The sequence below is a fragment of the Curtobacterium sp. BH-2-1-1 genome (assembly GCF_001806325.1).
In the GTDB taxonomy this organism is placed as follows: Bacteria; Actinomycetota; Actinomycetes; order Actinomycetales; family Microbacteriaceae; genus Curtobacterium.
Map to the genome: position 1 here is coordinate 3094348 of NZ_CP017580.1, position 25196 is coordinate 3119543.

Sequence of the window (25196 nt, forward strand, 5' to 3'; positions counted from 1 at the left end):
TCCTGCACGACGTGCGGCTGGGGAGGAGTCCGATCGACATGGCGACAGCAGATCCGAGGGGTGGCGTGCTCGACGCCGCGGAACTCGCGCGCCGGCTGAACCTCCTCCTCGACTTCGAGGAAGCGCAGCGCGGTGCCCCCGTCCCGTTCGCGGCGATCGAGGAGTACGTAGCGGCCCAGGGTGGCTCGCTGTCCCGGGCGAAGTGGACGTACATGCTCTCCGGCGACGGCCGTCGCAACCGTGACACCGGGCTGCTCCGCCTGCTCGCGGGCTTCTTCGAGGTCGACGAGCGCTTCCTGCTCGAGGACAGCGACGTCCCCGAGCGCATCGGCGCCCAGCTCGCCCTCGTCCGCTCCCTCCGATCGGCACGTGTCAGCGGGTTCGCCGCCCGGACCTTCCCCGGTGAGCTCTCGCCCGAGGCGCTCCGTCGCATCGCCGAGGTGCTCGAGGAGGAGTCCGCCCGGGGGAGCGTCGCATGAGCGCGCCGACCGACCTCGTCGAGGCGTTCTGGGCGCGTGGCGCGGCCGAGGGGTGGTCCGACGTCGACCAGGCCGTCGCCGCCGCGGCCGAGGTGGTCGGCAAGCCGATCGTCGTCCGTGAAGAGGCGTTCCTCGCCGCCGAGCCCGTGTGCGGCTTCGTGGCGACGCTCGAGCGGCAGCACCTGGTGATGATCTCCCCGACGGCCTCGCGGACGTTCCGCTCGTTCGTCATCGGCCACGAACTCGGCCACATCCTGCACCGCCACCAGGACCACGCACCCCAGGCGGCCTACATCCGCGACGTCATCCCGGACCTGCCGGAGTACAAGGTCGAGCGGGCACTCGCCCGCGGGCTGTTCTCGAACGAGTACGAGCACGAGGCCGAGGTCTTCGCCGACCGGCTCGCCGGGCTCATCCGCGGCCACCGCGACCGTCCGAGCGCGTTCCGCGGGGTGTTCGGGTGATCGTCTCCCTCGTCCAGGCGCTGCTCCTGATCGCGGGCACGGTCACGCTGTTCGTCCTGCAGCGCGGGCAGGACCGCACGCTCGCGGTCACCTTCCTGCTGTTCGCCGCGACGATCGTCACGAACGTCGACCCGCTGTACCGGTGGCTCGATCCGCTGTTCGGCGGGTTCAACGTGGTCACGGTCGTCAGCGACTGCCTGATGGTCGCGGGGACGAGCACCCTGCTCTGGGGTGTGGCGAAGGCCGTCGGTGCCGCACGGCCGTGGCTCCGGAACGCGATCGTCGCGACGTGCGCGGTCGTCGTCGTGGTGGTGATCGTGGCGTTCACCGTCCTCGACAAGCCCGCGACGACGACGACCTTCATGCTCGACGCCGGATCGCACCCGGCGGCGACGGTCTACTCGATCGCGCAGACGGTCTACCTCGGGGTGGCGCTCGGCGCGACCGGACTCATCTGCGTCCTGCACCTGCGCGAGGCCCGCACCACCACCGACCTCGTCGGCCTGTGGGTCCTCGTGCTCGGTGGGGTCCTCGGTGTCGTGCGGATGGTCGTCGTCGTGGTGATGGACCTCGCGCACGTCCTGGGCGACCTCGGCCTCACCCGGGCCCTCGCGCTGCCCTACGACGTCACGACCCCGGGTGCGGTGATCTGCGTGTCGTCCGGGATGCTCCTGCTCGTCATCGGCCACCAGGTCTCCCGTCGTCGGCGCTCCCGCCGGGTGGAGACCGCCCTGCGCGCCCTCACGCCGTTGCATGCGCGGATCGGCACCGACAACGCCTACCCCGACTCCGGCGACCCGGCGACGCGGCTCAGTCGGCTCATCGTCGAGATCAACGACGGCGCCCGTCGCGCCCGGCAGTCGCTGAGTGAGTCGGAGCAGCGGGTCCTGGCCGACGCCGAAGCGGCCCTCGACGCGGCGTAGCGCCAGTCGTTACCAGAACGGGACATCGATCCCACTGGATGGGTCGACGTCGTCCGGGCCGCCGTGTAGGGTCTGTAGCAGGTGCTACACGCGATGTGGCAGCACGGGGTGGGACTCGGCCGCGTTGGGGGCGGCCGAGCACCACCGGCCCCGGAGCGGCTCCGCCCGGCGCCCGACCCGGTGCCCCGCGGTGTCTAGGATCGTCGGGTGACCGTCTTCGCAGCCCTCGTCCTGTTCATCGGTGCCGTCTTCAACGTCGTCACCTGGCCGCGCTTCTTCCAGCGGGTCGCGAAGGACTCCCGGGCGCGTGACGCCGCCGGCAAGCCGACGACGTTCTACACGGTGCACCTCGTGCTGCTGCTCATCGCGCTGGCGATCGCCGTCGCGGCCGTCGTCGCGGGGATCCTCCTGCTCGTCTGAGCCGGTCCCGACTGGCCTCGCCGGCCCGGCCGGCTGCGAGCGTGTCCGTCGCCGAGGGAGCAGGATCGGCGCTGGTACCGTCGCCGCCGGAGGCCGGGCCAGAACCCGAATCCGTCCCGGGACCCGGCGACGACGGGGCTGTGGAGGCGACCCGGTGCCGGCCAGGAGGCGCGGTGCGGGCTCGCACCGCGCCTCCTGGCCCGCGACCGGTCGCGTCCAGGACGCTTCAGGCCTGCTTCAGCGGCGCACGGCAGGATCGGGGCATGCGTGTCCTGGTGGTCGACGACGAGGTGCGGCTCGCCGACGGCGTCCGTCGCGGGCTGGAAGCCGAGGGGTGGGCGGTCGACGTCGCCCACGACGGCGTCGACGGACTGTGGCACGCCCGCGAGTTCGGCTACGACGCGATCGTGCTCGACCTGATGATGCCCGGCCTCAGCGGCTGGGCCGTGTGCGCGCACCTCCGTGCCGACGGCGACTGGACGCCCGTCCTCATGCTGACGGCGAAGGACGGCGAGTGGGACCAGGTCGAGGCGCTCGACGCCGGGGCCGACGACTACGTGACGAAGCCGTTCTCGCACCCGGTCCTCGTGGCGAGGCTGCGTGCCCTGGTGCGCCGCGGTGCGCGCGAGCGCCCGGCGGTCCTGACGCTCGGCGACCTCGTCGTCGACCCGGCCGCCCGGACGGTCTCCCGGGCGTCGACGCCCGTCGAGCTGACGAGTCGCGAGTTCGCCGTCCTCGAGTTCCTGGCGCGCCGCGCCGGCGAGGTCTGCTCGAAGCGCGACGTCATCGAGAACGTGTGGGACGTCGACTTCGACGGCGACCCGAACATCGTCGAGGTGTACGTCGGACACCTGCGTCGCAAGGTCGACCGGCCGTTCGGTCGCACCGCGATCGAGACGGTGCGCGGCGCCGGCTACCGGTTGGCGGCGGACGGTGGCTGACGGCGGCCGCCGGCGCTTCCGGTCCGTCCGGGCGCGGACCACCCTCGGGGCGGTCGTCGTCGTGCTCGCGGCGCTGCTCGTCGGCGCGGCGGCGTTCGTCGTCGTGCTCCGCCTCGTCCTCCTCGACGGGGTGCGGACCACGGCGGAGTCGGGGCTCGAGCAGGCCTCGGCTCGTGTCGAGGCCGACGGCGCCGGGGTCGTGAGCGGCTACGAGGACGTCCTCGTGCAGGTCGTGGGGGACGACGGATCCGTCCTCGCCCACGGGGACGACGCCGATCCACCGGCGCTCCCGACGGCCGACGAGTCCCGCTGGACCCATGACGGCGAGCGGTGGCTGCTCGTCGCCGACGACGTCGACCTGCCCGGCGGCGGGGACGCGACGCTGGTCTACGGGGTCTCCCTCGACCAGACCGACGCCGCCGTCGGTGCCGCGGTCGCGCTGCTGGCCGTGGGCGTCCCGGTGCTCGTGCTCGTGATGGGGGCCGTCACGTGGGTGGTCACCGGCCGGTCGCTCCGCCCGGTCGAACGCATGCGCACCGAGGTCGAGACGATCCGCGCGGCACGACCGGACGCCCGGGTCGCCGTCCCGGACACCGGCGACGAGATCGCCCGGCTCGCCACGACCATGAACACCATGCTCGACCGGCTCGACCGTTCCGCCGCGGGGCAGCGGCGGTTCGTCTCCGACGCCTCCCACGAGCTGCGGTCGCCGATCGCGACCATCCGCCAGCACGCCGAGGTCGCCGCGGCGCACCCCGACCGCGCCGACGTCGTCGAGCTGTCCGAGGTGGTGCGCTCGGAGGCGCTCCGGCTGCAGGACCTCGTGACGGGCCTCCTCGAGCTCTCGCGGCTCGACGAGGGCGACGTGGGCGTCCGGCGTCCGGTGGACCTCGACGATCTGGCGCTCGACGCCGTGGCCCGGGCGCGTGGACGGCTCGGCGGGAGCACCGACGGGTCGATCCGGGTCGAGGGGTCCGGGATCGGGCCGGCCCGTGTCCTCGGGGACGAAGGGCTCCTCGCCGCCGTGGTCCGCAACCTCGTCGACAACGCCGTCCGGCACGCCGAGGGTCGGGTCGTCGTGGCGCTCGCCGAGCAGGACGGACGCGCCGTCCTGACGGTGGACGACGACGGGGCGGGCATCGCTCCGGCAGACCGTGACCGCGTGTTCGAACGTCTCGTCCGGCTCGACGAGGCGCGCAGCCGGGACGCGGGCGGCGCGGGGCTCGGCCTCGCGATCGTCCAGGACGCAGTCCGGGCACACGGCGGGGACGTCGTCGTGACGGACTCGCCGCTCGGCGGCGCCCGGTTCGCGGTCCGCATCGCACTCGGCGGCTGACCAGGGGGCTTCAGCCGTGCTTCAGCACCCGCCCGGCACCCTGGTCGCATGAACGCACTCCGCACCACCACAGCCCGCTCCACCCGTCGTGTCGCCGGCATCGCCGCCCTGCCGCTCGTGGCGTCCCTCGCCCTCGTCGGGTGCTCCACCGCGCAGTCCGACGGGGCCTCGTCCACGACGTCGTCCTCGTCCTCGTCCGGATCGGCGTCCGGCGGCGCGACCGCTGCGTCCGCCACGTCGAACGACGCCCTGCGTGCCGCCGTCGCCACCGCCCGCGACGCCGTGGGGTCTGGCACCGTGCTCTCGGTCGAGCAGGAGCAGAACGGCACCGCGTACGAAGTGCTGGTCGTCACCGACGACGGCACCGAGCACGAGGTGCACACGAACGAGGCCGGCACGGCGGTGTCCGGATCGCCGCGCACCGAGACCTCGGACGCCGACGACCGGGCCGAGAACGAGCGCTTCACGGCCGCTGCCGACCTGACCGTGGACGACGCGGTCGGCCGGTTCGAGGACCTGCACGCCGGCACGATCACCGAGCTCGGGCTCGACGACCACCTCGGGAAGGTCGTCTGGGAGGGCGACGTCCGCGACGCCTCGGGCACGAAGCACAGCGTCCGCCTCGACGCGGGCACCGGCAAGGTCGTCACGGACGAGGTCGACACCGACGACTGAGGCGCGGGCGCCGGCGCGAGCGCGGCCGTGGGCGCGGGCGCGGGTGCGAGGGCGTCGGTGGTCCGCGGTAGACCTGGGGCATCCGGCCACGCGCCGGCTCACCCGGGAGCGACGATGACCGACCAGACCCCGCGCACGTACCCCCAGGGCGTCCCCAGCTGGATCGACGCCCGACAGCCGGACCCGGACGCAGCCCAGGCCTTCTACGGCGGGCTGTTCGGCTGGGACTTCGAGGAGCGACTCCCGCCGGGGGCGCCGGGCTCCTACCGCATCGTGTCGATCGACGGGCACGAGGTCGGTGCCGTCGCGTCGAGCGACGAGCCGGCTACGTGGCTCACGTACATCGCGGTCGACGACGCCGACGCCGTGGCCCGTCGCGTCACGGAGCTCGGCGGCACCGCTGGTCCCGCCGAGGACGCCGGACCCGGGGGAGCGGCCGGCCGCAGTGTCGACTGCGTCGATCCCCGTGGTGCCGCGTTCGGGCTCTGGCAGGCGCGCGCCCGACTCGGCGCGCAGCACATCAACGCCCCCGGTGGGTGGGTGTTCAGCGACCTCCGTTCGACCGATCCGGAGCAGGCGATCGGGTTCTACGAGCAGCTCTTCGGCTGGCAGGTCTCCGGCATCGAGGAAGGCCCGAGCGCGATGGTCCGGCTGCCCGGGTACGGCGACCACCTCGCGGCGACCTCGGACCCGGACATCCGCGAACGCCAGGTCGGCGCGCCGGAGGGGTTCGCCGACGTCATCGGCGCGCTCGCCCGGCTCGACGCCGGTGCCGACGACTGGCACGTGTCGTTCAGCGTGGCGGACCGCGACGGTGCCGCGGCGCTCGCCGAACAGCTCGGTGGCCGGGTGCTGGGCTCGTGGGACGGCTCCTGGACCCGGGCTGCGGAGCTGCAGGACCCGCAGGGTGCGACGTTCCGCGTCACGCAGTTCGCGCCGCAGGACGGCTGAGTCCCGCCACGAGTCACAGGTCGCCGACCTCGACGCGGTGTGGGGACGTCGGCTCGCGGACGGTACAGCCCACCCGTCCTGGCCGTGAGCGCCCGCCGGTCGGCGGTGGGCGTCAGGACGCGGACGGCAACGGCGCGCCGAGGGCTCGGCGCAGCGCCAGCCCGGCGACCTGCTCGTCCGTGGTGTCGAGCAGCACCCGGTAGGTCTCCCCGGGCGTGACGAACTCGACGCACACCGCGTCGAAGTCGCACGGTTCGATCCGCCACCCGCGCACGGACTCCATCGGCACCGGCGTCAGGGCGTCCCGCTCGTAGCTGGTCTCGGCGGCGACGCGGTCGTCGAACACCCGGACGCGGCCGAAGGTACCGCGCCAGGTGAGCTGGAGGTCGAGCGTGGGGGAGACAGATGGGTCCGGCACCCGCCGATCGTACCGACGGGTGCCGGACCCTCTTGCACGCCCCGGGCGCGCTGTTTCGCTATCCGGACACTCCGCGCGTTCGCCGGTCGAGCCGACGGACGGGGGAGCTGCCGGTGATCAGGCCCGGTGGTCGTCCGACCCGGCGTCCGACCCGGCGTCCGGACCAGCGGACGCATCCGTGGACCCGGTCGAGGAACCGTCCGTCGCTGCGGTCGAGGAGCCGTCCGTGCCGGCGCCGCTCCGACGCACCTGGTTCGCCGGATCCCGACCGGTCACCGGGTACGGACCCGTGATGCCCGAGCGGAGCGAGGCGATCCGGAGGATGCGGTCGCGCTGCAGGAACCAGCCGAGGATGAGCAGCGGGATCACGATGATGAGCGACGCGATCGTGTACGTGCCGATCGGGTAGTCGATCGCCATGAGCACGATGACGGTCGCGAGGAACACCAGCGTCAGCCAGGACGTGTACGGCGCGCCCGGCAGCTTGAACGACGGCTCCTTCGCGAGCCCCTGCTTCGCCCACGACCGCAGCTTCATCTGGCAGAGGATGATCGTGCCCCAGGCGGTGATGATGCCGAGGCTCGCGATGTTCAGGGCGATCTCGAACGCCTGCCCGGGGACGAACAGGTTGAGGATGACGCCGACCAGCGTGAACGCCGAGGTGAGCAGGATGCCGGCGAACGGCACGCCGCCCTTCGTCATCTTCGTGGTCCACTTCGGCGCGGAGCCGTTCATGCCCATCGAGTGGAGTGCTCGTCCGGTCGAGTAGAGCCCGGCGTTCAGCGACGACAGCGCCGCGGTGAGGACGACGAAGTTCATGATCGAGCCGACGACCTGGCCGACCTGCGGGTTGCCGATCGACGAGAAGAAGGTCACGAAGGGGCTGACGCCGTCCTTGTACGACGTGTACGGCAGGAGCAGCGAGAGCAGGACGACCGACCCGACGTAGAACACCGCGATGCGGAAGACGACCGAGTTGATCGCGCGGGGGATGACCTTCTCGGTGTCCTGCGTCTCGCCGGACGCGGTGCCGACGAGCTCGATCGCGGCGTAGGCGAACACGACGCCCTGCACGACGAGGACCGCCGGGAGCAGGCCGGTCGGGAAGAGGCCGCCGTTGTCAGCCCAGATCTTGAACCCGGTCCGGACCGTCTCGCCGCCCGTCTCGACGGGGAACGCGAACACGAGCCACACGAGCGCGACGATGAGGAAGGCCACCAGGGCGGCGACCTTGATGATCGCGAACCAGAACTCCAGCTCGCCGAACACCTTCACGGCGACGAGGTTCGCGGCCAGCACGACGACGAGCGCCGCGAGGGCCAGCGCCCACTGCGGGATCGCGCGCGGTCCGGCCCAGTAGTGCAGGTAGAGCGCGACCGCGGTGGTGTCCACGATCGAGGTCATCGCCCAGTTGAGGAAGTACATCCACCCGGCGGCGTACGCGAACTTCTCCCCGAAGAACTCGCGGGCGTACGAGATGAACGACCCGGACGACGGTCGGTGCAGCACGAGCTCACCGAGTGCCCGGAGGATGAAGAACGCGAAGATGCCCGCGATGAGGTACACGACCGCCAGGGCCGGCCCCGCGGTGTGCAGGCGACCGCCCGCGCCGAGGAAGAGCCCCGTGCCGATCGCGCCGCCGATGGCGATCATCTGCAGTTGCCGGGGCTTCAGCCCGTGCTGGTAGCCCTCCTGCTCGTGCGAGAAGTCGTTCGCGGGCGCGCGGTCCACCCCGGTGTCGTTCTGCGCTGTCATGCGCGACACGCTACAGGTGCGTCGAACCGGGGTGGCACACAACCATGCGAGTCTCCTGAAAAGTAACGAGCCGGTCACGATCGCGATCCCCGCACCGGTGGGCGACACGCCGTGAACGGGGTACACCGGTGCCGGGATTCCGGCGGACCCGGATTCGCGACGGGGGACAAGCGCCGATAGCCTTGAACGTCCCTTCAGGGGACACCGACGATCAGGACGCGTCCACCGCAGCAGCACAGCGGGGGCCGTACGGTCGGCTGGACCGGGGTCGTCCCGAGTACGACCCCCGCGTGCGTGATCGCTCGCCCTGCGCCGTTGCGCGGGCTCGATGCGATGCCGCCGAACACGGTGCCGGGCGACCCGTCCGCAACCACCGGTACCGCCGTGCGCCGTTCCGCGCCGCGGTCCCGCGAGGAGCACCGTTGACCATCGCACCACCCCAGGACCGGCGTGCCGTCACGCCGGACCACCCCACCGACGTCCCGGCCGTGTGCGTGCACGGCGCCTACAAGGTCTTCGGCCGCCGACCCGGTGAAGCGGTCCGCCGTCTGGCCGACGGCGCCACCCGTGACGAGGTCCGTGACCTCGGCTCGGCAGCCGTCATCGACGCGTCCTTCGACGTGCGTCCCGGCGAGATCTTCGTCGTCATGGGCCTGTCCGGCTCGGGCAAGTCGACGCTCATCCGCATGCTGAACGGCCTGCTGGAGCCGACCGCGGGCAGCGTCGAGATCGGCGGCCGGACGGTCACCAAGGCGACGCCGAAGGAGATCCGCGAGATCCGCCGCACCAGCGTGTCGATGGTCTTCCAGCACTTCGCGCTGCTGCCGCACCGCACGGTGCTCGAGAACGTCGCGTACGGCCTCGAGGTCAACGGCGTCGACAAGGCCACCCGGCTCGCCAAGGCCCGCGAGGTCATCGGCCTGGTCGGACTCGACGTCTGGTCGGACGCCAGGCCCGACGAGCTCTCCGGCGGCATGCAGCAGCGCGTCGGCATCGCCCGCGCCCTCGCCGCCGAGACCGACGTCCTGCTGATGGACGAGGCCTTCAGCGCCCTCGACCCGCTCATCCGCCGCGAGATGCAGGAGCAGCTCGTCGACCTGCAGCAGCGCCTCGGCAAGACGATCGTCTTCATCACGCACGACCTCAACGAGGCGATGTTCCTCGGCGACCGGATCGCCGTGATGCGCGACGGCCGGATCGTGCAGATCGGTTCGCCGGAGGACATCCTCACGGACCCCGCGAACGACTACGTCGCCCAGTTCGTGCAGGACGTCGACCGTGCCCGCGTGCTCACCGCGTCGAGCGTCATGGAGCCCGCACGTGCCGCGGTCCCGCTGACCGTCGGCCCGCGTGGCGCGCTCCGGACCATGCGCGACCTGCAGACGGCCGCGGTCTTCGTGACCGGACGCGGCCGGAAGCTCGAGGGCTGGGTCCGCGACCGGCACGTGATGCGCCAGGTCAAGGCCGGCGACACGAACCTCGACGCCATCGTCAACACCGAGTACGCCCGGGTCGCGCCGGAGACCGCGCTGACCGACCTGTTCGAGCTCGCGGTGGAGTCGCCGCTGCCGATCGCGGTCGTCGACGACGAAGGGCGCCTGCTCGGGGTCGTCCCGCGCGTCACCCTGCTCGCCGCCCTCGGCAACGTGCCGACGGCGACGATGCCCATCCCGGTGCTCGAGCCGGTCACCCGCATCTCCGACTCCGACATGGACTCGACCCTCGCCGAAGGAGACCACGCATGATCACCCCCGGTACCAACTCCTTCGGCGCCTTCCACCTGCCCCTCGGCACCTGGGTCGCAGCGATCGTCGACTGGATCACCACCTACCTCTCCGGCTTCTTCGACGTCGTCCGCTACGTGTTCACGTGGATGGACGCGTGGATGGAGTACTTCCTCTCCACGCCGCCGTTCTGGGTGGTCGTCGCGATCCTCGTGGTCCTGGCGTTCGTCGCGAAGGGCTGGAAGCTCGCGCTCGGCGCCGCCGTCGGTCTGCTCTTCATCGTGAGCGTCGGCCAGTGGACGAACGCGATGGACACCCTCGCCCTCGTGATCGTCGCCGCGGGGCTCGCTGTCGTGTTCAGCATCCCGCTCGGCATCTGGGCCGCCCGCTCGGACACCGCCAGCCGGATCATCCGCCCGGTGCTCGACTTCATGCAGACCACCCCGGCCTTCGTCTACTTGATCCCGGCGCTGCTGCTCTTCCGCGTCGGCGTCGTCCCCGGCATCGTCGCGACGATCGTGTTCGCGATGGCTCCGGGCGTCCGGCTCACCGAGCTCGGCATTCGCGGGGTCCCGAGCGAGGTCGTCGAGGCGGGCGCCGCGTTCGGGTCGAGCCCGTGGCGCATCCTCCGCCAGATCCAGCTGCCGCTCGCGAAGGCCAGCATCATGGCGGGCGTCAACCAGGTCATCATGCTGTCGCTCTCGATGGTCGTCATCGCCGGCATGGTCGGCGCCGGGGGACTCGGCGAGCAGATCGTCGCCTCGCTGAACCGCATCGACGTCGGTCTCGGCGCGGAAGCCGGCCTGTCGGTGGTGGTGCTGGCGATCCTGCTGGACCGCCTGACCGCAGCGCTCGGCGGTGACTCGGGCCGCGCCTCCAGGCTCTTCGGACGTGCGAAGCGGAAGCCCACCGCGACCGCGACGCCGAACGCGGCGACCGCCCAGACCGCCGCCACCACCGAAGCGGTCACCGACCGCCAGACCGTCGACGCGTGAGGAAGGAACAGATCATGAAGCGAACCAAGCGCACCCTCGCGGCCGCCGCGCTCGCCGCCGCCACCGCCCTCGGCCTGTCCGCGTGCATGCCGCCCGGGTACTACGGCGCCTCCGGCACGCTCGACAACGGCGACCAGAAGTCCATGCACGTCGTCGTCTTCAACGGCTGGGACGAGGACACCGCCGCGAGCTACCTCTGGAAGCACGTCCTCGAGCAGAAGGGCTACGACGTCCAGCTCACGAACTCCGACGTCGCGCCCGCCTACACGGGCCTCGCATCCGGCGACTACGACGTCGTGTTCGACACCTGGCTGCCGAACACGCACAAGGAGTACATGGACACGTACGGCAAGGACCTCACGGACCTCGGCGCGTGGAACGAGCAGGCGTCGCTCGAGCTCGCCGTGCCGGAGTACTCGGACATCGACTCGATCGACGAACTGCAGGCGAAGGCCTCGGACTTCGGCAACAAGATCGTCGGCATCGAGCCCGCGGCCGGCGAGACGAAGGTCGTGCAGGACCAGGTGATCCCGAAGTACGGCCTCGACGGGATGGACTTCATCACGAGTTCGACGCCGGCGATGCTCGCCGACCTCAAGGCCGCGATCGCGAAGAAGGAGGACGTCGTCGTGACGCTGTGGCGTCCGCACTGGGCGTACGACGCCTTCCCGATCAAGGACCTGGAGGACCCGAAGGGCGCCCTCGGCAAGAACGAGGAGATCCACACCATCGCCAAGAAGGACTTCGCCGACGAGTTCCCGCAGGCGTCGAAGTGGATGGAGAACTTCGCGATGGACTCCGACACGCTCTACTCACTCGAGAACGCGCTCGTGAACAGCGGTGCGAAGACGAGCGAGTACCCGGCGATCACCGCGAAGTGGGCGTCCGAGCACCAGGACTACGTGGACTCGCTCACCTCGACGAAGTAGCAGCAGCCCCTGCCAGGAGGCGCGGTGCCGGTCCGGCGCCGCGCCTCCTGTCGTGCGGGTGGTCGCGTTCCTGAACGACGTCCGTCGTCCACCGCTTCGATGGAGGGATGGACATCCTCCTCCGGCTCCTCGTCGCGATCGGCGTCGCGCTGCTCGTCACCGCCGCCGCCGCGCTCGTCCTGCACCTCGTCTTCCGCGCACTCGCGCGGCGGGAACGCTGGGCGGCCGTGCTCTCCCGACGCATGAAGCACCCGTTCCGCACCGAACTGCTCGTCGTGCTCCTCTGGGTCGCGTTCGTCACGAGCGTCCCGAACCGGCCGGACGCCTTCCCGTGGCGCGCGCCGGTGTCGCACGGCTTCCTCATCGCCACGATCGCCGCGGGTACCTGGCTGGCGTGCCAGATCGCGATCTTCCTCGAGGACCTCGGCCTGCACCGCTTCCGCATCGACGTCCCGGACAACCGGCAGGCCCGCCGCATCCGCACGCAGGTCCTCGTGATCCGCCGGCTGACCGTCGCGGTGCTCGTGATCATCGGCATCGGCGCGATCCTGCTGACCTTCCCGGGGGTCGAGGCAGCCGGGGCGAGCGTGCTCGCGTCGGCGGGGCTCATCTCCGTCATCGCCGGCCTCGCGGCGCAGTCGACGCTGGGCAACGTCTTCGCCGGCATGCAGCTCGCGTTCTCCGGGTCGATCCGTGTCGACGACGTCGTCGTGGTCGAGCAGCAGTGGGGGCGGATCGAGGAGATCACCCTCACCTACGTCGTCGTGCACCTGTGGGACGACCGACGCTTCGTGCTGCCGTCGACGTACTTCACGAGCACGCCGTTCGAGAACTGGACCCGGACCAACAGCGAGCTGCTCGGTGCCGTCGAGCTCGACCTCGACTGGCGGGTCCGGCCGGGGGAGATGCGGGCCGAGCTCGACCGGATCCTCGACCGCACCGAGCTCTGGGACCGCCGGGTGAAGGTCCTGCAGGTCACCGACGCCGTGCAGGGGTCCGTGCGTGTCCGGGTCCTCGCGACCTCGCACGACGCGCCGTCCCTGTTCGACCTGCGCTGCTACATCCGCGAGGAGCTCGTCGACTGGATCCAGCGGACCCATCCCGACGCGCTGCCGGTCCAGCGGGTGCTCATGGTGGACGAGGTCGCGGCGCCGCGACGGCGCGCGGCGTCGACCGCGTCGGAGTCCGCGCTGTTCACGCCGGACCAGGACGACCGTGCGGCGCTCTTCACGGGGCCGATCCAGACCTCGGACATCCCGCGGTCGGAGCGCTGACCGGCCGGCCCGGAACCTGACGGACGGGAGGGACGGTGCCAGCTGGCATCGTCCCTCCCGTCCGTCACCGGGTCGCGTCCCGTCACCGGGTCGCGTCGCGGTCTACGGCTGCTTGGCCTTGACGGCGCGGTCGTCCTCGACGACCGTGCCGATCGCCACGAGCGTCGTCGCGATCCACGCCACCCACGTCAGCGCGAGGCGCCAGTCACGCGGGCCCTGCCGCGTGGTCTGCACCACGCTGTAGCCGCTGATGATCGAACTCCACACCGCACCGCTGAACATGAACTTCCGCACGGGTTCCTCCTGTCGTCGTCCCGTCAACGCTACCGGCCAGTACATTGGAGCGCCGCCGGACGCCCTGCCCGGCGCACTCGTGGAGGAGTCGTCGTGCGCCAGGCCGTCATCGGGGGAGTCCTGCTCGTGGTGGGCGCGGTGTGCGTCGCCCTCGGGCTGCTCCCACTGTCCGACCTCGCCGAGCTCGCCGACCGGGTCGTCCCGGTGCTGGCCTTCGTGCTCGGACTCACCGTCGTCGCCGAGCTCGCGGCGGACGCCGGCGTCTTCGACCGGCTCGCCGACGTCGCCGCACGGGTCGGGGGCGGTCGGACGATCGGGCTCTGGGGCGCCGTGGTCGTGCTCGCGGTCCTCTGCACCGTGTTCCTGTCGATCGACACCACGGCCGTGCTCCTCACCCCGATCGTCATCACGCTCGCCCGGCGGGTCGGACTCCCGCCGATGCCGTTCGCGCTGACGACCGTGTGGCTCGCGAACACGGCGTCGCTCCTGCTGCCGGTGTCGAACCTGACGAACCTGCTCGCCGTCGACCGCATCGGGCTCGACGGGCCGATCCCGTTCGCCGGGCTCATGGTGTGGGCCGCCCTCGCCGGTGTCGTGATCCCGTGCGCCGTGCTCCTCGTGGTGTTCCGCGGCAAGCTCTTCGGTCGGTACACGCCGGTCTCGGTCCGGGCGGCGACCGACCCGGTGTTCTTCTGGTCGGCGTCGGCGGTGCTCGTCGCGCTGGTGATCGCCCTGACCGCCGGCGTCACGGTGTGGATCGCCGCGATCGCCGCGGCGGTCGTGCTCGTGGTCGTCGCGGCCTTCCGGGCGCCGTCGGAGCTCAAGCCGTCCCGCGTGCCGTGGTCGACGCTCGTCTTCGCGGCCGGGTTGTTCGTGGTCGTCGAGACGCTGCACACGACCGGCATCACCGACCCGATCGTGGCTGCGCTCTCCGGTGGCACCGGGACGGGGTCGCTCCTGGTGCTCGGCGGTGCCGGCGCGCTGGCGGCGAACGCGATCGACAACCTGCCCGCCTACCTGGTGCTCGAGCCGGCCGCCGGGCACGAGGCCCTGCGCTACGCGGCGCTCCTCGTCGGGGTGAACGCCGGCTGCCTCATCACGCCGTGGGCCTCGCTCGCGACGCTGCTGTGGCACGCACGACTGTCGTCCGAGGGCGTCCACCTGTCGTGGGGGCGGTACATGGCGCTCGGGTGCATCGTGGCACCGCTCACCGTCGTCGCCGGGGTCCTCGCGCTGCGGCTCTAGAGCCAGTCCTTCGCCTTGAAGACCCGGTACAGCGTCAGCGATGAGGCGATGATGAGCCCGAGGGAGAAGTAGAGCCCGCTCCACTCGCCCATTCCCGGGAACTTCAGGTTCTGGCCGAAGAACCCCGTGATCGCCGTCGGGATCGCGATGATCGCCGCCCAGCTCGTCACCTTCTTCATGACCGTGTTCTGCCGGTTCGACGCCAGGTTGAGGTTCGTGTCGAGGACGCTCGACACCGCGTCGCGGAGCTGGTCGACGGAGTCGGTGATCGACACGAGGTGGTCCTCGACGTCGCGGAAGTAGGGGCGGATGCCGTCCGAGATCGTCTCGGCGTCCCCGTGCAGCAACGATGCGACGCTGTCCCGCGTGGGGACCACCTGGCGGCGCAGGACGCCCAGGGCCTTGCGGAGGCGGAACGATCGCCGCTGGATCTGCTTCTCACGCGGGGTGCCGTGTTCGAAGAGGTCCTCCTCGAGCGCGTCGATCCGGCGCTCGATGTCCTCGACCGTGTTCGTGGCGTGGTCCGTGACCGCGTCGAGCAGGCCCCACATCAACCACGGGACGCCGTGGTCGGCGATGTCCGTGGTCGCGTCGAGCCGGCGCTCCATGGCCCCGGTGTCGACGTCGCTGCCGTGGATCGTGACGAGGGCGTGCTCGGTCACGAAGGCCTTCACCTCGTGCGTGGTGAGGTCCCCGGCGTGGTCGAGGCCGCCCACGTCGTAGACGACCAGGAAGAGGCTGTCGCGGTACCGGTCGAGCTTCGGGCGCTGGCCGCGCTCGACGGCGTCCTCGACCGCGAGCGCGTGGATGCCGAGCTCGGCCTCGACGTGCTCGAGGTCGGACGGCTCGGGGTCGGTGTAGTCCACCCACACGAAGGTGCCGTCCTCGGCGATGAGCTCGGAGATCCGGTCGACCGGGAAGTCCCGTTCCGCCGCGGTGCCGTTCCGCCACGCCCGTGTCATGACCATGGGGTCGAGCCTAGTGAGACGGCCGACCCCGGGACTCCAGGGTCGGCCGTGCAGGCGGTACGGGCTCTCAGTACGCCGAGACGAGCTTCCCGTCCTCGACCTTCAGGTAGACGTCCACGTCGAACGTGTCCTCGCTCTTCTGCGGGTCGCCGAAGTAGTCCGTGTACGAGTACCCGATCCTGCCGTCCGCGGTGCTGGTCACCTCGACGAGTCCGCCCCCGGAGGACTGCACCTCGAGATCCGGCTTCGACCGGACGTCGTACTGCACCGCGCCGTCCGCGTCGTACGGGCCGTACCAGGGGCAGCCGTCCGCGTAGCTGATGTCGGTCTTCGCCGCGCAGTCGTCGATGAGGTCCGACACGTACTGCTCGGCATCGGTCTCGAGCTGCTTCGTGGGCTTCGCCTCGAAGTCGGCGTACGGCGAGCTCGACGACCCCACGCGGAGCGTCTCGGTGCCGCCGGTGAAGTACTCCGTGCCGCCGACCTCGACCTGGTAGCTGCCGGGGTAGGCGAGCGACGTGAAGGCGCCGTTCTCGATCTCGCCCACCTTCTTGCCGCCGATCGTCACGTCGGCGCCCTCGAGGACCGTTCCGGCCGTGATGGTCACGCGGTCCGTGAGCGGCTCCGTGACGCGCCACTCGTCCTTCACGAGGAACGACGTGCCGGTCCGCTCGAGGACGATCTGGCCGGAGCGCTGCGCGTCGCCCTGCCGGAAGGTGACGTTCGCGTACGCGGTGTCCCCGCTGGTCGACACCCGGCCGACGCGGACGTCGGTGGGACGGTCCTTCGCGCTCTCCAGCACGGCGGAGTCGAGCATCGAGGCGTCGCCGGTCACCTCGCTCAGGCTCGCCGCGGTGTCCGCGTCGCCCTGGGCGATCGCGTCGACGTACGACCGGGCCGTGGGTCCGGGGCCCCAGACGGTGGTGCGGAGCACGCCTGTGGTGATCGCTCCCGCCACGACGACCACGACGACCGCGCCGCCCGCGACGAGGGAGCGCACGAGGACCTTCTTCGCGTGCGGGGACATCGGCGCGGGGGCGGGGGCGCCCTGGCCGACGAAGGGCTGGCTCGGGTGCGGCTGGCCGACCGGCGCACCGGGCTGGACGGACTGGACGGGCTGGTCCGGCTGCGACGGGTCTGCCGTGGCCGCCGGGGCCGCCGGGGCCGCCGCATCGTCGGGCACCGCCCACACCGGAGCGGCACCGTCGGCCGGAGCGGTCGGCCGAGCCGGCACCGGCGCCAGCACCGGGTCGGTCCCGACCACGCGCGCCGTCCGCAGCAGCACGCCGCCGCCGACGCGGGGGAGCAGCACGGGCGCGACGTACCGGGCGACGACCTCGATGACCCCGCCCCAGAGCGCGAAGACGACGGGCGTCCACGGGGTCACACCGACCGAGCCGGACCCGCCGACTGCACTCGAACCGGTCACCTGGTAGGACACCACGCCGGTGCCGAGCACGAACAGCACGAGTCCGGCGACGAACCAGACCACGGGCGTCGCGACCCAGTCGAGCGTCGTGCGGACCCGGTCGTTCCGGCGCACCGCGAGCGCCAGACCGGCCGCGAACGAGCTCACGACGACGAGCAGGACGACGAGCCAGGTCCAGCCACCGGCGCCCGCGAACACCGAGGCGTCGCTCCCGGCGGCACCGAGACCGGACGTGCCGACCCCGCCGAGGAAGCCGAGCGCGGTCAGGGCGACGGCCGTGTTGCCGAGCAGCAGCGGCAGGGCGGCGCCCCACGACGGCTGCGCGACGAGCGCCACGACGACGAGCACGAGGGCGAGCAGGACGAGGAGCCCGCCGAGCTGCCACGCGGCGACCCGCAGGGCACCGAGTGCCCGGGCGACGGAGGTGCTCCGGCCGACGAGGAGCGACGGACGGGCGAGCAGCACCGCGAGGGTGCCGATCACGAACGACCCGAGCACGCTGCCGATCCCCACGGCGTGCACGGGGTCGATCTGCACCCCGGAGACGGCGGGGAACCGGATGGCGAGCACGAGGCCGGCGAGCGTGGTGACCGCGGTGGTCACGAGCCCGGCGACGACCGCCGTGACGACGAGCTGCGGGAGCGCGAGGACCCGGCTCCGGATGCGGCGCGTGAGCACGACCGCGAGCACGACCTGCGCCGCGAGCACCAGCACGGGCACGACGCCGACCGACCCCGACCCGGAACCGAGCAGCAGGATCGAACCGGAGCCGTGCAGCCGCCCGAGGTCCGCGAGGGCGACGAGCTGCGCCGGGGACCCCAGCAGCACGCTCACCCCCGACAGGAGCGACTGGACGTCGGGTGCCCCGGCCGACCCGAGGTCGGAGCCGCCGGTGCCGAGGCCCGAGGACGAGCCCGTGGACACCGGACCGGAACCGGCGGCGGCCACGGCGACCGTCAGGAACAGCGAGATCGCCGCGACGACGTACGCCGCGACCCACCCGCCGACGGCCGCGACGACGGCGGCGACCCAGTCGCGACCGGGGACGGCGCGGAGCAGGCGACCGAGCGGGTCCGACGCTGCCGGCGCGGCTGACGGGGGCCCGGGCGGAACGGGCGGGACGGGCGACTGATCGCTCACGACGGTTGGGTCCTCTCTCGTCGAGAGGGCGGTGACGACCCCGTGCGTCACCTGCGTGTCCCCCCGACACGATGGACGCAGCGTACCGGAAGCCGTCGATCCGCCGTGAATCCGCTGTCGGCACGCTGGTAACTTCGGCACCGAACCCGGCGATCGTGCCGGGCGGAACGGAGAACCCAGCACCCCATGGCAGCACCCCGCACCGAACAGACCCGCTACGCCTTCGTCGTCGCCTCGAACCGCCTGCCGGTCGACCGCATCGTCGACGAGGACGGCAACGAGGGCTGGCGGCACTCGCCCGGCGGCCTCGTCACCGCACTCGAGCCGGTGATGCGCGCGAACGACGGTGCCTGGGTCGGCTGGGTCGGCCAGCCCGACGTCGAGGTCGCCCCGTTCGACAACGAGGGCATCCACATCGTGCCCGTCCCGCTGAGCAACGACGACGTCGAGGAGTACTACGAGGGGTTCAGCAACGACACCCTCTGGCCGCTCTACCACGACGTCATCGAGCACCCGAGCTACCACCGCGACTGGTGGAACGCGTACAAGCGCGTGAACCAGCGCTTCGCCGAGCAGATCGCCGAGATCGTCGAGCAGGACGGCATCGTCTGGGTGCAGGACTACCAGCTGCAGCTCGTCCCCGCGCTCCTCCGCGAGCTCCGCCCGGACCTGACGATCGGCTTCTTCAACCACATCCCGTTCCCGCCCGTCGGCATCTACGCCCAGCTCCCGTGGCGCGCACAGATCCTCGACGGCCTGCTCGGGGCGGACGTGATCGGCTTCCAGCGGCACGACGACGCGAGCGACTTCCTCCGGGCGGTCCGGCACATCAAGGGCTACACGACCAAGGGGCAGACGATCGACGTCCCCGTCGACGACCCGGACGCACCGCGCAGCCGCAAGGGCATCACGGTGCGGCACGTCGAGGCCCGGCACTTCCCGATCTCCATCGACGCCGCCGGCTTCGAGGAGATCGCGCACCGACCCGAGGTGCAGGAGCGCGCCCGTGAGATCCGTGCGAGCCTCGGCAACCCGAAGACCGTGCTGCTCGGCGTCGACCGCCTCGACTACACGAAGGGCATCCGCCACCGGATCAAGGCCTTCGGCGAACTCGTCGAGGACGGCCGCATCGCGGTCGAGGACGCCACCCTCGTGCAGGTCGCCAGCCCGAGCCGCGAGCGCGTCGACACGTACGCCACGCTCCGCGACGAGATCGAGCTCACGGTCGGCCGCATCAACGGCGACCTCGGCGTGATCGGACACCAGCCGATCGCCTACCTGCACCACGGCTACCCGCGCGAGGAGATGGTGGCGCTCTACCTCGCCGCCGACATCATGCTCGTCACGGCCCTCCGCGACGGCATGAACCTCGTCGCGAAGGAGTACGTCGCGGCCCGGTTCGACAACGACGGCGTCCTCATCCTGTCCGAGTTCGCCGGTGCCGCCGACGAACTGAAGCAGGCCGTCATCGTCAACCCGCACGACATCGGCGCGCTGAAGGACTCGATCCAGCGCGCGATCGAGATGCCCCGACGCGAACGCTCGACCCGCATGCGGGCCCTCCGCAAGCGCGTCCGCGACAACGACGTGGCGCGCTGGTCGCGCTCGTTCCTCGAGGCGCTCGACCGCCACGCCCCGAAGAACGCGCAGATCGACCCCTCCGCGGCGGACCCGAAGGACCAGCACCGCGAGGCGCAGACGGACAACATGTCGATCTTCGACCAGGACGCCCAGACGGCGCGTGCTGCCGAGGACACCCGGGAGGCGCGTGATGCCTGAGACGACCACCGACCAGACCGCCATCGACCGGGCCCTCGAGACGCTCGCGGCTGCGCCGCGACTCATCGTCGCCCTCGACTTCGACGGCACGCTCGCGCCGTTCGCCGACGACCCGTCGCAGGTCGGCGCGCTGCCCGGCTCGTGGGCGGCCGTCCTCACCCTGCACCGGGCGAAGGACACCGAGGTCGTCCTGGTCTCCGGGCGTCCGCTGGACAGCCTCGCCGCGGTGACGCACGCCCCCGCCGAGATGGCCCTCGTCGGGTCGCACGGCGTCGAGTGGCGCGTCGACGGGCACGACGAAGCGGCCCTCACCGACGACGAGCAGGCCCGGGTGGCCCGGATCGGCACCGCGCTCGACGCGGTCGGGGAGCGGTTCCCGGGTGTCGTCATCGAGCACAAGCCGGCCGGCCACGGCGTGCACACCCGCCGGGTGAGCGCCGAGGTCGCGGCCGAGGCGAACGCCGCCGCGAGTGCCGCCGCGCACGAGGCCGACCCGGACGTCCTCGAACGCGGGGGCAAGGACATCCTCGAGTTCGCCGTCCGGCACGTCACCAAGGGTGACGCGATCGCCAGGCTGCGCGACCTGCACGGTGCCGACGCGGTGTTCTTCGCCGGCGACGACGTCACCGACGAGGACGCCTTCCGGGTGCTCCGCGACGGCGACGTCGGCGTGAAGGTGGGGGAGGGCGACACGCTCGCCGGGTACCGGGTCGCCGACCCCGCGGCGCTCACCGACGTGCTGAAGCAGCTCGCCCGGATCCGCGCCACGCGCTGACCCGCAGCGACCCGGCGGACCCGACCCGCGCCTCCTGGACCGCCCGTCACCCATGCGGATGCATGGAGTTGTCGGCTTGGTATCCCAACTGCGCCTAGACTCACCCCATGCCTGATATCGACGTCAAGCCGCGCAGCCGGGTCGTCACCGACGGGATCGAAGCAACCACCTCGCGTGGCATGCTGCGTGCCGTCGGGATGGGGGACGAGGACTGGGAGAAGCCGCAGATCGGCATCGCCTCCTCGTGGAACGAGATCACCCCGTGCAACCTCTCCCTCGACCGCCTCGCGCAGGGGGCGAAGGAGGGCGTCCACTCCGGCGGCGGGTACCCGCTCCAGTTCGGCACCATCTCCGTCTCCGACGGCATCTCGATGGGCCACGAGGGCATGCACTTCTCCCTCGTCTCGCGTGAGGTCATCGCCGACAGCGTCGAGACCGTCGTGAACGCCGAGCGGCTGGACGGCACCGTCCTGCTCGCCGGCTGCGACAAGTCCCTGCCCGGCATGCTCATGGCGGCCGCGCGCCTGGACCTCGCGAGCGTCTTCCTCTACGCGGGCTCGGTCATGCCGGGCTACGTGAAGCAGGCCGACGGCTCCTTCAAGGAGGTCACGATCATCGACTCCTTCGAGGGCGTCGGCGCGTGCAAGGCCGGCACCATGTCGGAAGAGGAACTCAAGAAGATCGAGTGCGCGATCGTCCCGGGCGAGGGCGCCTGCGGCGGCATGTACACCGCGAACACCATGGCGTCGGTCGCCGAGGCCCTCGGCATGTCGCTCCCCGGCTCGGCAGCGCCGCCCAGCGCCGACCGTCGTCGTGACTACTACGCGCACCGCTCCGGCGAGGCCGTGGTCAACATGCTCCGCCTGGGCCTCACCGCCCGCCAGATCCTCACGAAGGAGGCGTTCGAGAACGCCATCGCCGTCGCCATGGCACTCGGAGGCTCCACGAACGTCGTCCTCCACCTCCTCGCGATCGCGCACGAGGCCGAGGTCGAGCTCTCCCTCGACGACTTCAACCGCATCGGCTCGAAGGTCCCGCACCTCGCCGACATGAAGCCGTTCGGCAAGTACGTCATGGTCGACGTGGACCGCAACGGCGGCATCCCGGTGATCATGAAGGCGCTGCTCGACGCCGGCCTGCTGCACGGCGACGTCATGACCGTCACCGGCAAGACCCTCGCCGAGAACCTGGCCGAGATCGACCCGCCGGAGCTCGACGGCGAGGTGTTCCGGACGCTCGACAACCCGATCCACGCCACCGGTGGCCTGACGATCCTCCAGGGCTCCTTCGCGCCGGAGGGCGCCGTGGTGAAGACTGCCGGCTTCGACGCCGAGGTCTTCGAGGGCCCCGCGCGGGTGTTCGACCGCGAGCGCGCCGCCATGGACGCCCTCACCGAGGGGAAGATCCAGAAGGGCGACGTCGTCGTCATCCGGTACGAGGGCCCCAAGGGCGGCCCCGGCATGCGCGAGATGCTCGCCATCACGGCGGCCATCAAGGGCGCTGGACTCGGCAAGGATGTACTACTGTTGACGGACGGACGATTCTCAGGCGGCACAACCGGCCTGTGCATCGGCCACATCGCACCGGAAGCGGTGGACGCAGGTCCAGTCGCATTCGTGCGCGATGGCGACCGCATCCGTGTCGACATCGCGGCTCGCTCGCTCGACCTACTGGTCGACGAAGCCGAGCTGGAAGCCCGCCGAGAAGGCTGGGCCCCGCTGCCCCCGCGCTACACCCGCGGAGTCCTCGCGAAGTTCGCGAAGCTCGTCCAGTCCGCCGCCAAGGGCGCGGTCACGGGCTAGCGTCGACACACGCACCATCGCCATCACTCCAGGCAAGGAACACCTCATGCCCACGGAAGCCACTCCGCTGTCCGCGGCCGCCGGTGCACGCCGGACGCCGGAGATCCTGACCGGCTCGGGAGCCGTCCTCCGGACGCTCGAGCACCTCGGGATCACCGACGTCTTCGGCCTGCCGGGCGGTGCGATCATCCCGTTCTACGACGAGCTCATGGCGTCGCAGACGATCCGCCACGTCCTCGTCCGCCACGAGCAGGGCGCCGGCCACGCCGCCGAGGGCTACGCCTCGGCGTCCGGCAAGGTCGGCGTCGCCATCGCCACCTCGGGCCCCGGCGCGACGAACCTCGTCACCGCGATCGCCGACGCCTACATGGACTCGGTGCCGTTCATCGCGATCACCGGCCAGGTCTTCTCGACCCTGATGGGGACGGACGCCTTCCAAGAAGCCGACATCGTCGGCATCACCATGCCGATCACGAAGCACTCGTTCCTCGTGACCGACCCGGCCGACGTGCCGGCGACCCTCGCCGCGGCGCACCTCATCGCGACGACCGGACGCCCCGGCCCCGTGCTGGTCGACATCACGAAGGACGCCCAGCAGAAGTCGGCGCCGTACGTCTGGCCGCCCAAGATCGACCTGCCCGGCTACCGTCCGGTCACCAAGGCGCACGGCAAGCAGATCACCGCGGCCGCGCAGCTCCTCGCCGAGTCCGAGCGCCCGGTGCTCTACGTCGGCGGCGGCGTCATCCGCTCCCGGGCGACCGCCGAGCTGCTCCGCTTCGCCGAGGCCACCGGTGCGCCGGTCGTCACGACCCTGATGGCACGGGGCGCCTTCCCCGACTCGCACCCGCAGCACCTCGGCATGCCCGGCATGCACGGCACCGTCCCGGCGGTGCTCGGCCTGCAGGACAGCGACCTCATCATCGCGCTCGGTGCCCGCTTCGACGACCGCGTGACCGGCAAGGCCGACGAGTTCGCGCCGAACGCCAAGGTCGTGCACGTGGACATCGACCCGGCCGAGATCTCGAAGATCCGCTTCGCCGACGTCCCGATCGTGGGCGACGCGAAAGAGGTCCTGGTCGACCTGCTCGACGCGTGGGGCGGCATCCCGACCGACCAGCGTGCGAGCACCGCCGAGTGGTGGGCGAAGCTCGAGCAGCTCAAGGTCGACTTCCCGCTCGGCTACGCGGAGCCGACGGACGGACTGCTGGCGCCGCAGGCCATCATCAAGCGCATCGGCGAGCTGAGCGGCCCCGAGGCGATCTACGCCTCCGGCGTCGGGCAGCACCAGATGTGGTCGGCGCAGTTCATCAAGTACGAGCGTCCGAACGCCTGGCTGAACTCCGGCGGCGCGGGCACGATGGGCTACTCCGTCCCCGCCGCGATGGGCGCGAAGGTCGCCGAGCCGGACCGCGTGGTCTGGGCGATCGACGGCGACGGCTGCTTCCAGATGACCAACCAGGAGCTCGCGACCTGCGTCATCAACGACATCCCGATCAAGGTCGCGATCATCAACAACTCGTCGCTCGGCATGGTGCGGCAGTGGCAGACGCTGTTCTACGACGGCCGCCACTCGTTCACCGACCTCGAGACCGGCCACGACTCGCGCCGCGTGCCCGACTTCGTGAAGCTGGCGGACGCGTACGGTGCCCTCGGCATCCGCGTCGAGAAGGCGGACGAGGTCGACGCCGCCATCCAGCTCGCCCTCGAGACGAACGACCGCCCCGTGGTGATCGACTTCGTCGTGAGCCGCGACTCGATGGTCTGGCCGATGGTCCCGCAGGGAGTCAGCAACTCGTCCATCGAGTACGCCCAGGCCCTCGCCCCCACCTGGGACGACGAGGACGCCGACATGACGGGGGAAACCGCATGAGCCACGTCCTCTCCCTCCTCGTCGAGGACAAGCCGGGTCTGCTGACCCGCGTCGCCGGGCTGTTCGCGCGCCGCGGGTTCAACATCGAGTCCCTCGCGGTCGGCAACACCGAGGTCGACGGCCTCAGCCGGATCACGGTCGTCGTCGACGTCGAGGACCTCCCGCTCGAGCAGGTGACGAAGCAGCTCAACAAGCTGGTCAACGTCATCAAGATCGTCGAGCTGGACTTCTCCCAGTCCGTCCAGCGCGAGCACATGCTCGTGAAGGTGCGGGTGGACAACCAGACGCGCTCGGCCGTGCTCGAGGCAGTGAACCTGTTCCGTGCGCAGGTCGTCGACGTCGCGAACGACTCGCTCATCGTCGAGGTGACCGGCGACCCCGGCAAGATCCAGGCGATCCTCCGCGTGCTCGAGCCCTACGGCATCAAGGAGCTCGCCCGTGCGGGCCTCCTCGGCATGGGCCGTGGGCCCAAGAGCATCACCGACCGGGTGCGCTGACCGCGACCCGTGACGGACTGGAGGCGCGGGTCGCCACCCGCACCGCGCCTCCAGTCCGTCTCCTCCCGACTCACCGCAACCAACGCTTCCCGAACCGACCACAGGAGAACCAC

General features: G+C 71.4%; 23 protein-coding genes. 18 read left to right on the plus strand and 5 right to left on the minus strand.

Annotated elements, in window-relative coordinates:
• Positions 1–38 precede the first annotated feature (38 nt).
• The 8 genes from BJK06_RS14745 (at position 39) to BJK06_RS14780 (ending at position 6189) form a co-directional block, all read left to right on the plus strand.
• A complete protein-coding gene (locus tag BJK06_RS14745) occupies positions 39–479 on the plus strand; it encodes a hypothetical protein (protein WP_070419521.1) in 441 nt (146 codons plus the stop codon).
• The gene (locus BJK06_RS14750; RefSeq protein WP_022905932.1) at positions 476–943 is read left to right on the plus strand and encodes an ImmA/IrrE family metallo-endopeptidase; all 468 of its coding nucleotides are present in this window, start codon (positions 476–478) and stop codon (positions 941–943) included. Before BJK06_RS14745 ends, BJK06_RS14750 begins: the two co-directional genes overlap by 4 nt.
• A complete protein-coding gene (locus BJK06_RS14755) occupies positions 940–1866 on the plus strand; it encodes a hypothetical protein (protein ID WP_070418511.1) in 927 nt (308 codons plus the stop codon). The genes BJK06_RS14750 and BJK06_RS14755 overlap by 4 nt, the downstream gene beginning before the upstream one ends.
• Positions 1867–2073: 207 nt before the next feature.
• Positions 2074–2286 (plus strand): SCO4848 family membrane protein, encoded by a 213-nt coding sequence (locus BJK06_RS14760; protein ID WP_070418512.1) that lies wholly within the window; start codon positions 2074–2076, stop codon positions 2284–2286.
• Between the two features lie 263 nt (positions 2287–2549).
• A complete protein-coding gene (locus BJK06_RS14765; protein ID WP_070418513.1) occupies positions 2550–3227 on the plus strand; it encodes a response regulator transcription factor in 678 nt (225 codons plus the stop codon).
• A complete protein-coding gene (locus BJK06_RS14770; protein WP_070418514.1) occupies positions 3220–4563 on the plus strand; it encodes a cell wall metabolism sensor histidine kinase WalK in 1344 nt (447 codons plus the stop codon). Before BJK06_RS14765 ends, BJK06_RS14770 begins: the two co-directional genes overlap by 8 nt.
• 48 nt (positions 4564–4611) lie before the next feature.
• Positions 4612–5238: a PepSY domain-containing protein gene (locus BJK06_RS14775; protein WP_070418515.1), complete on the plus strand. Its 627-nt coding sequence runs from the start codon at positions 4612–4614 to the stop codon at positions 5236–5238.
• A 114-nt stretch (positions 5239–5352) separates the two neighbouring features.
• Positions 5353–6189 (plus strand): VOC family protein, encoded by an 837-nt coding sequence (locus BJK06_RS14780; RefSeq protein WP_070418516.1) that lies wholly within the window; start codon positions 5353–5355, stop codon positions 6187–6189.
• 112 nt (positions 6190–6301) lie between these two features.
• On the opposite strand, the gene BJK06_RS14785 is transcribed toward BJK06_RS14780, so the two are convergent.
• Both BJK06_RS14785 and BJK06_RS14790 read right to left on the minus strand, forming a co-directional pair.
• Complete coding sequence (locus BJK06_RS14785; protein ID WP_070418517.1) at positions 6302–6607, minus strand: hypothetical protein; 306 nt, start codon at positions 6605–6607, stop codon at positions 6302–6304.
• 117 nt (positions 6608–6724) lie between these two features.
• Positions 6725–8362, minus strand: a complete 1638-nt coding sequence (locus tag BJK06_RS14790; RefSeq protein ID WP_083295299.1) for an amino acid permease — start codon at positions 8360–8362, stop codon at positions 6725–6727.
• A gap of 428 nt (positions 8363–8790) precedes the next feature.
• Here BJK06_RS14790 and BJK06_RS14795 point away from each other — a divergent pair, with 428 nt between their 5' ends.
• From BJK06_RS14795 to BJK06_RS14810, 4 genes are all read left to right on the plus strand, one after another.
• Positions 8791–10107, plus strand: a complete 1317-nt coding sequence (locus BJK06_RS14795; protein WP_374930698.1) for a glycine betaine/L-proline ABC transporter ATP-binding protein — start codon at positions 8791–8793, stop codon at positions 10105–10107.
• The gene (locus BJK06_RS14800; protein WP_070418518.1) at positions 10104–11081 is read left to right on the plus strand and encodes a proline/glycine betaine ABC transporter permease; all 978 of its coding nucleotides are present in this window, start codon (positions 10104–10106) and stop codon (positions 11079–11081) included. Before BJK06_RS14795 ends, BJK06_RS14800 begins: the two co-directional genes overlap by 4 nt.
• Positions 11082–11095: 14 nt before the next feature.
• Positions 11096–12010, plus strand: coding sequence for a glycine betaine ABC transporter substrate-binding protein (locus tag BJK06_RS14805; protein ID WP_070418519.1), 915 nt, complete (start codon positions 11096–11098; stop codon positions 12008–12010).
• Positions 12011–12117: 107 nt separating this feature from the next.
• Entirely contained in the window at positions 12118–13284 is a 1167-nt protein-coding gene (locus tag BJK06_RS14810) for a mechanosensitive ion channel family protein (RefSeq protein ID WP_070418520.1), read from the plus strand.
• Between the two features lie 102 nt (positions 13285–13386).
• Here the strand turns inward: BJK06_RS14810 and BJK06_RS14815 are convergent, their stop codons facing one another.
• Positions 13387–13578 carry a hypothetical protein gene (locus BJK06_RS14815; RefSeq protein ID WP_070418521.1) on the minus strand — a complete coding sequence of 64 codons (192 nt, stop codon included), beginning with the start codon at positions 13576–13578 and terminating at the stop codon, positions 13387–13389.
• A gap of 93 nt (positions 13579–13671) precedes the next feature.
• Between BJK06_RS14815 and BJK06_RS14820 the strand changes: the two genes are divergently transcribed.
• Positions 13672–14823 (plus strand): SLC13 family permease, encoded by a 1152-nt coding sequence (locus tag BJK06_RS14820; protein WP_070418522.1) that lies wholly within the window; start codon positions 13672–13674, stop codon positions 14821–14823.
• Here BJK06_RS14820 and BJK06_RS14825 read toward each other — a convergent pair.
• Positions 14820–15791 carry a magnesium transporter CorA family protein gene (locus BJK06_RS14825; protein ID WP_070418523.1) on the minus strand — a complete coding sequence of 324 codons (972 nt, stop codon included), beginning with the start codon at positions 15789–15791 and terminating at the stop codon, positions 14820–14822. The genes BJK06_RS14820 and BJK06_RS14825 overlap by 4 nt on opposite strands.
• A gap of 67 nt (positions 15792–15858) precedes the next feature.
• Positions 15859–18360, minus strand: coding sequence for a hypothetical protein (locus BJK06_RS14830; RefSeq protein WP_156794874.1), 2502 nt, complete (start codon positions 18358–18360; stop codon positions 15859–15861).
• 186 nt (positions 18361–18546) lie between these two features.
• On the opposite strand from BJK06_RS14830, the gene otsA reads away from it, so the two are divergent.
• From otsA to ilvN, 5 genes are all read left to right on the plus strand, one after another.
• Positions 18547–20139 (plus strand): alpha,alpha-trehalose-phosphate synthase (UDP-forming), encoded by a 1593-nt coding sequence (gene otsA, locus BJK06_RS14835; RefSeq protein ID WP_070418525.1) that lies wholly within the window; start codon positions 18547–18549, stop codon positions 20137–20139.
• Entirely contained in the window at positions 20132–20914 is a 783-nt protein-coding gene (otsB, locus tag BJK06_RS14840) for a trehalose-phosphatase (protein ID WP_070418526.1), read from the plus strand. The genes otsA and otsB overlap by 8 nt, the downstream gene beginning before the upstream one ends.
• A 107-nt stretch (positions 20915–21021) precedes the next feature.
• The gene (gene ilvD, locus BJK06_RS14845; protein WP_070418527.1) at positions 21022–22716 is read left to right on the plus strand and encodes a dihydroxy-acid dehydratase; all 1695 of its coding nucleotides are present in this window, start codon (positions 21022–21024) and stop codon (positions 22714–22716) included.
• A gap of 46 nt (positions 22717–22762) precedes the next feature.
• Positions 22763–24586 (plus strand): acetolactate synthase large subunit, encoded by a 1824-nt coding sequence (locus tag BJK06_RS14850; RefSeq protein WP_070418528.1) that lies wholly within the window; start codon positions 22763–22765, stop codon positions 24584–24586.
• Complete coding sequence (gene ilvN / locus BJK06_RS14855) at positions 24583–25083, plus strand: acetolactate synthase small subunit (protein WP_022907763.1); 501 nt, start codon at positions 24583–24585, stop codon at positions 25081–25083. Before BJK06_RS14850 ends, ilvN begins: the two co-directional genes overlap by 4 nt.
• Positions 25084–25196 lie beyond the last annotated feature (113 nt).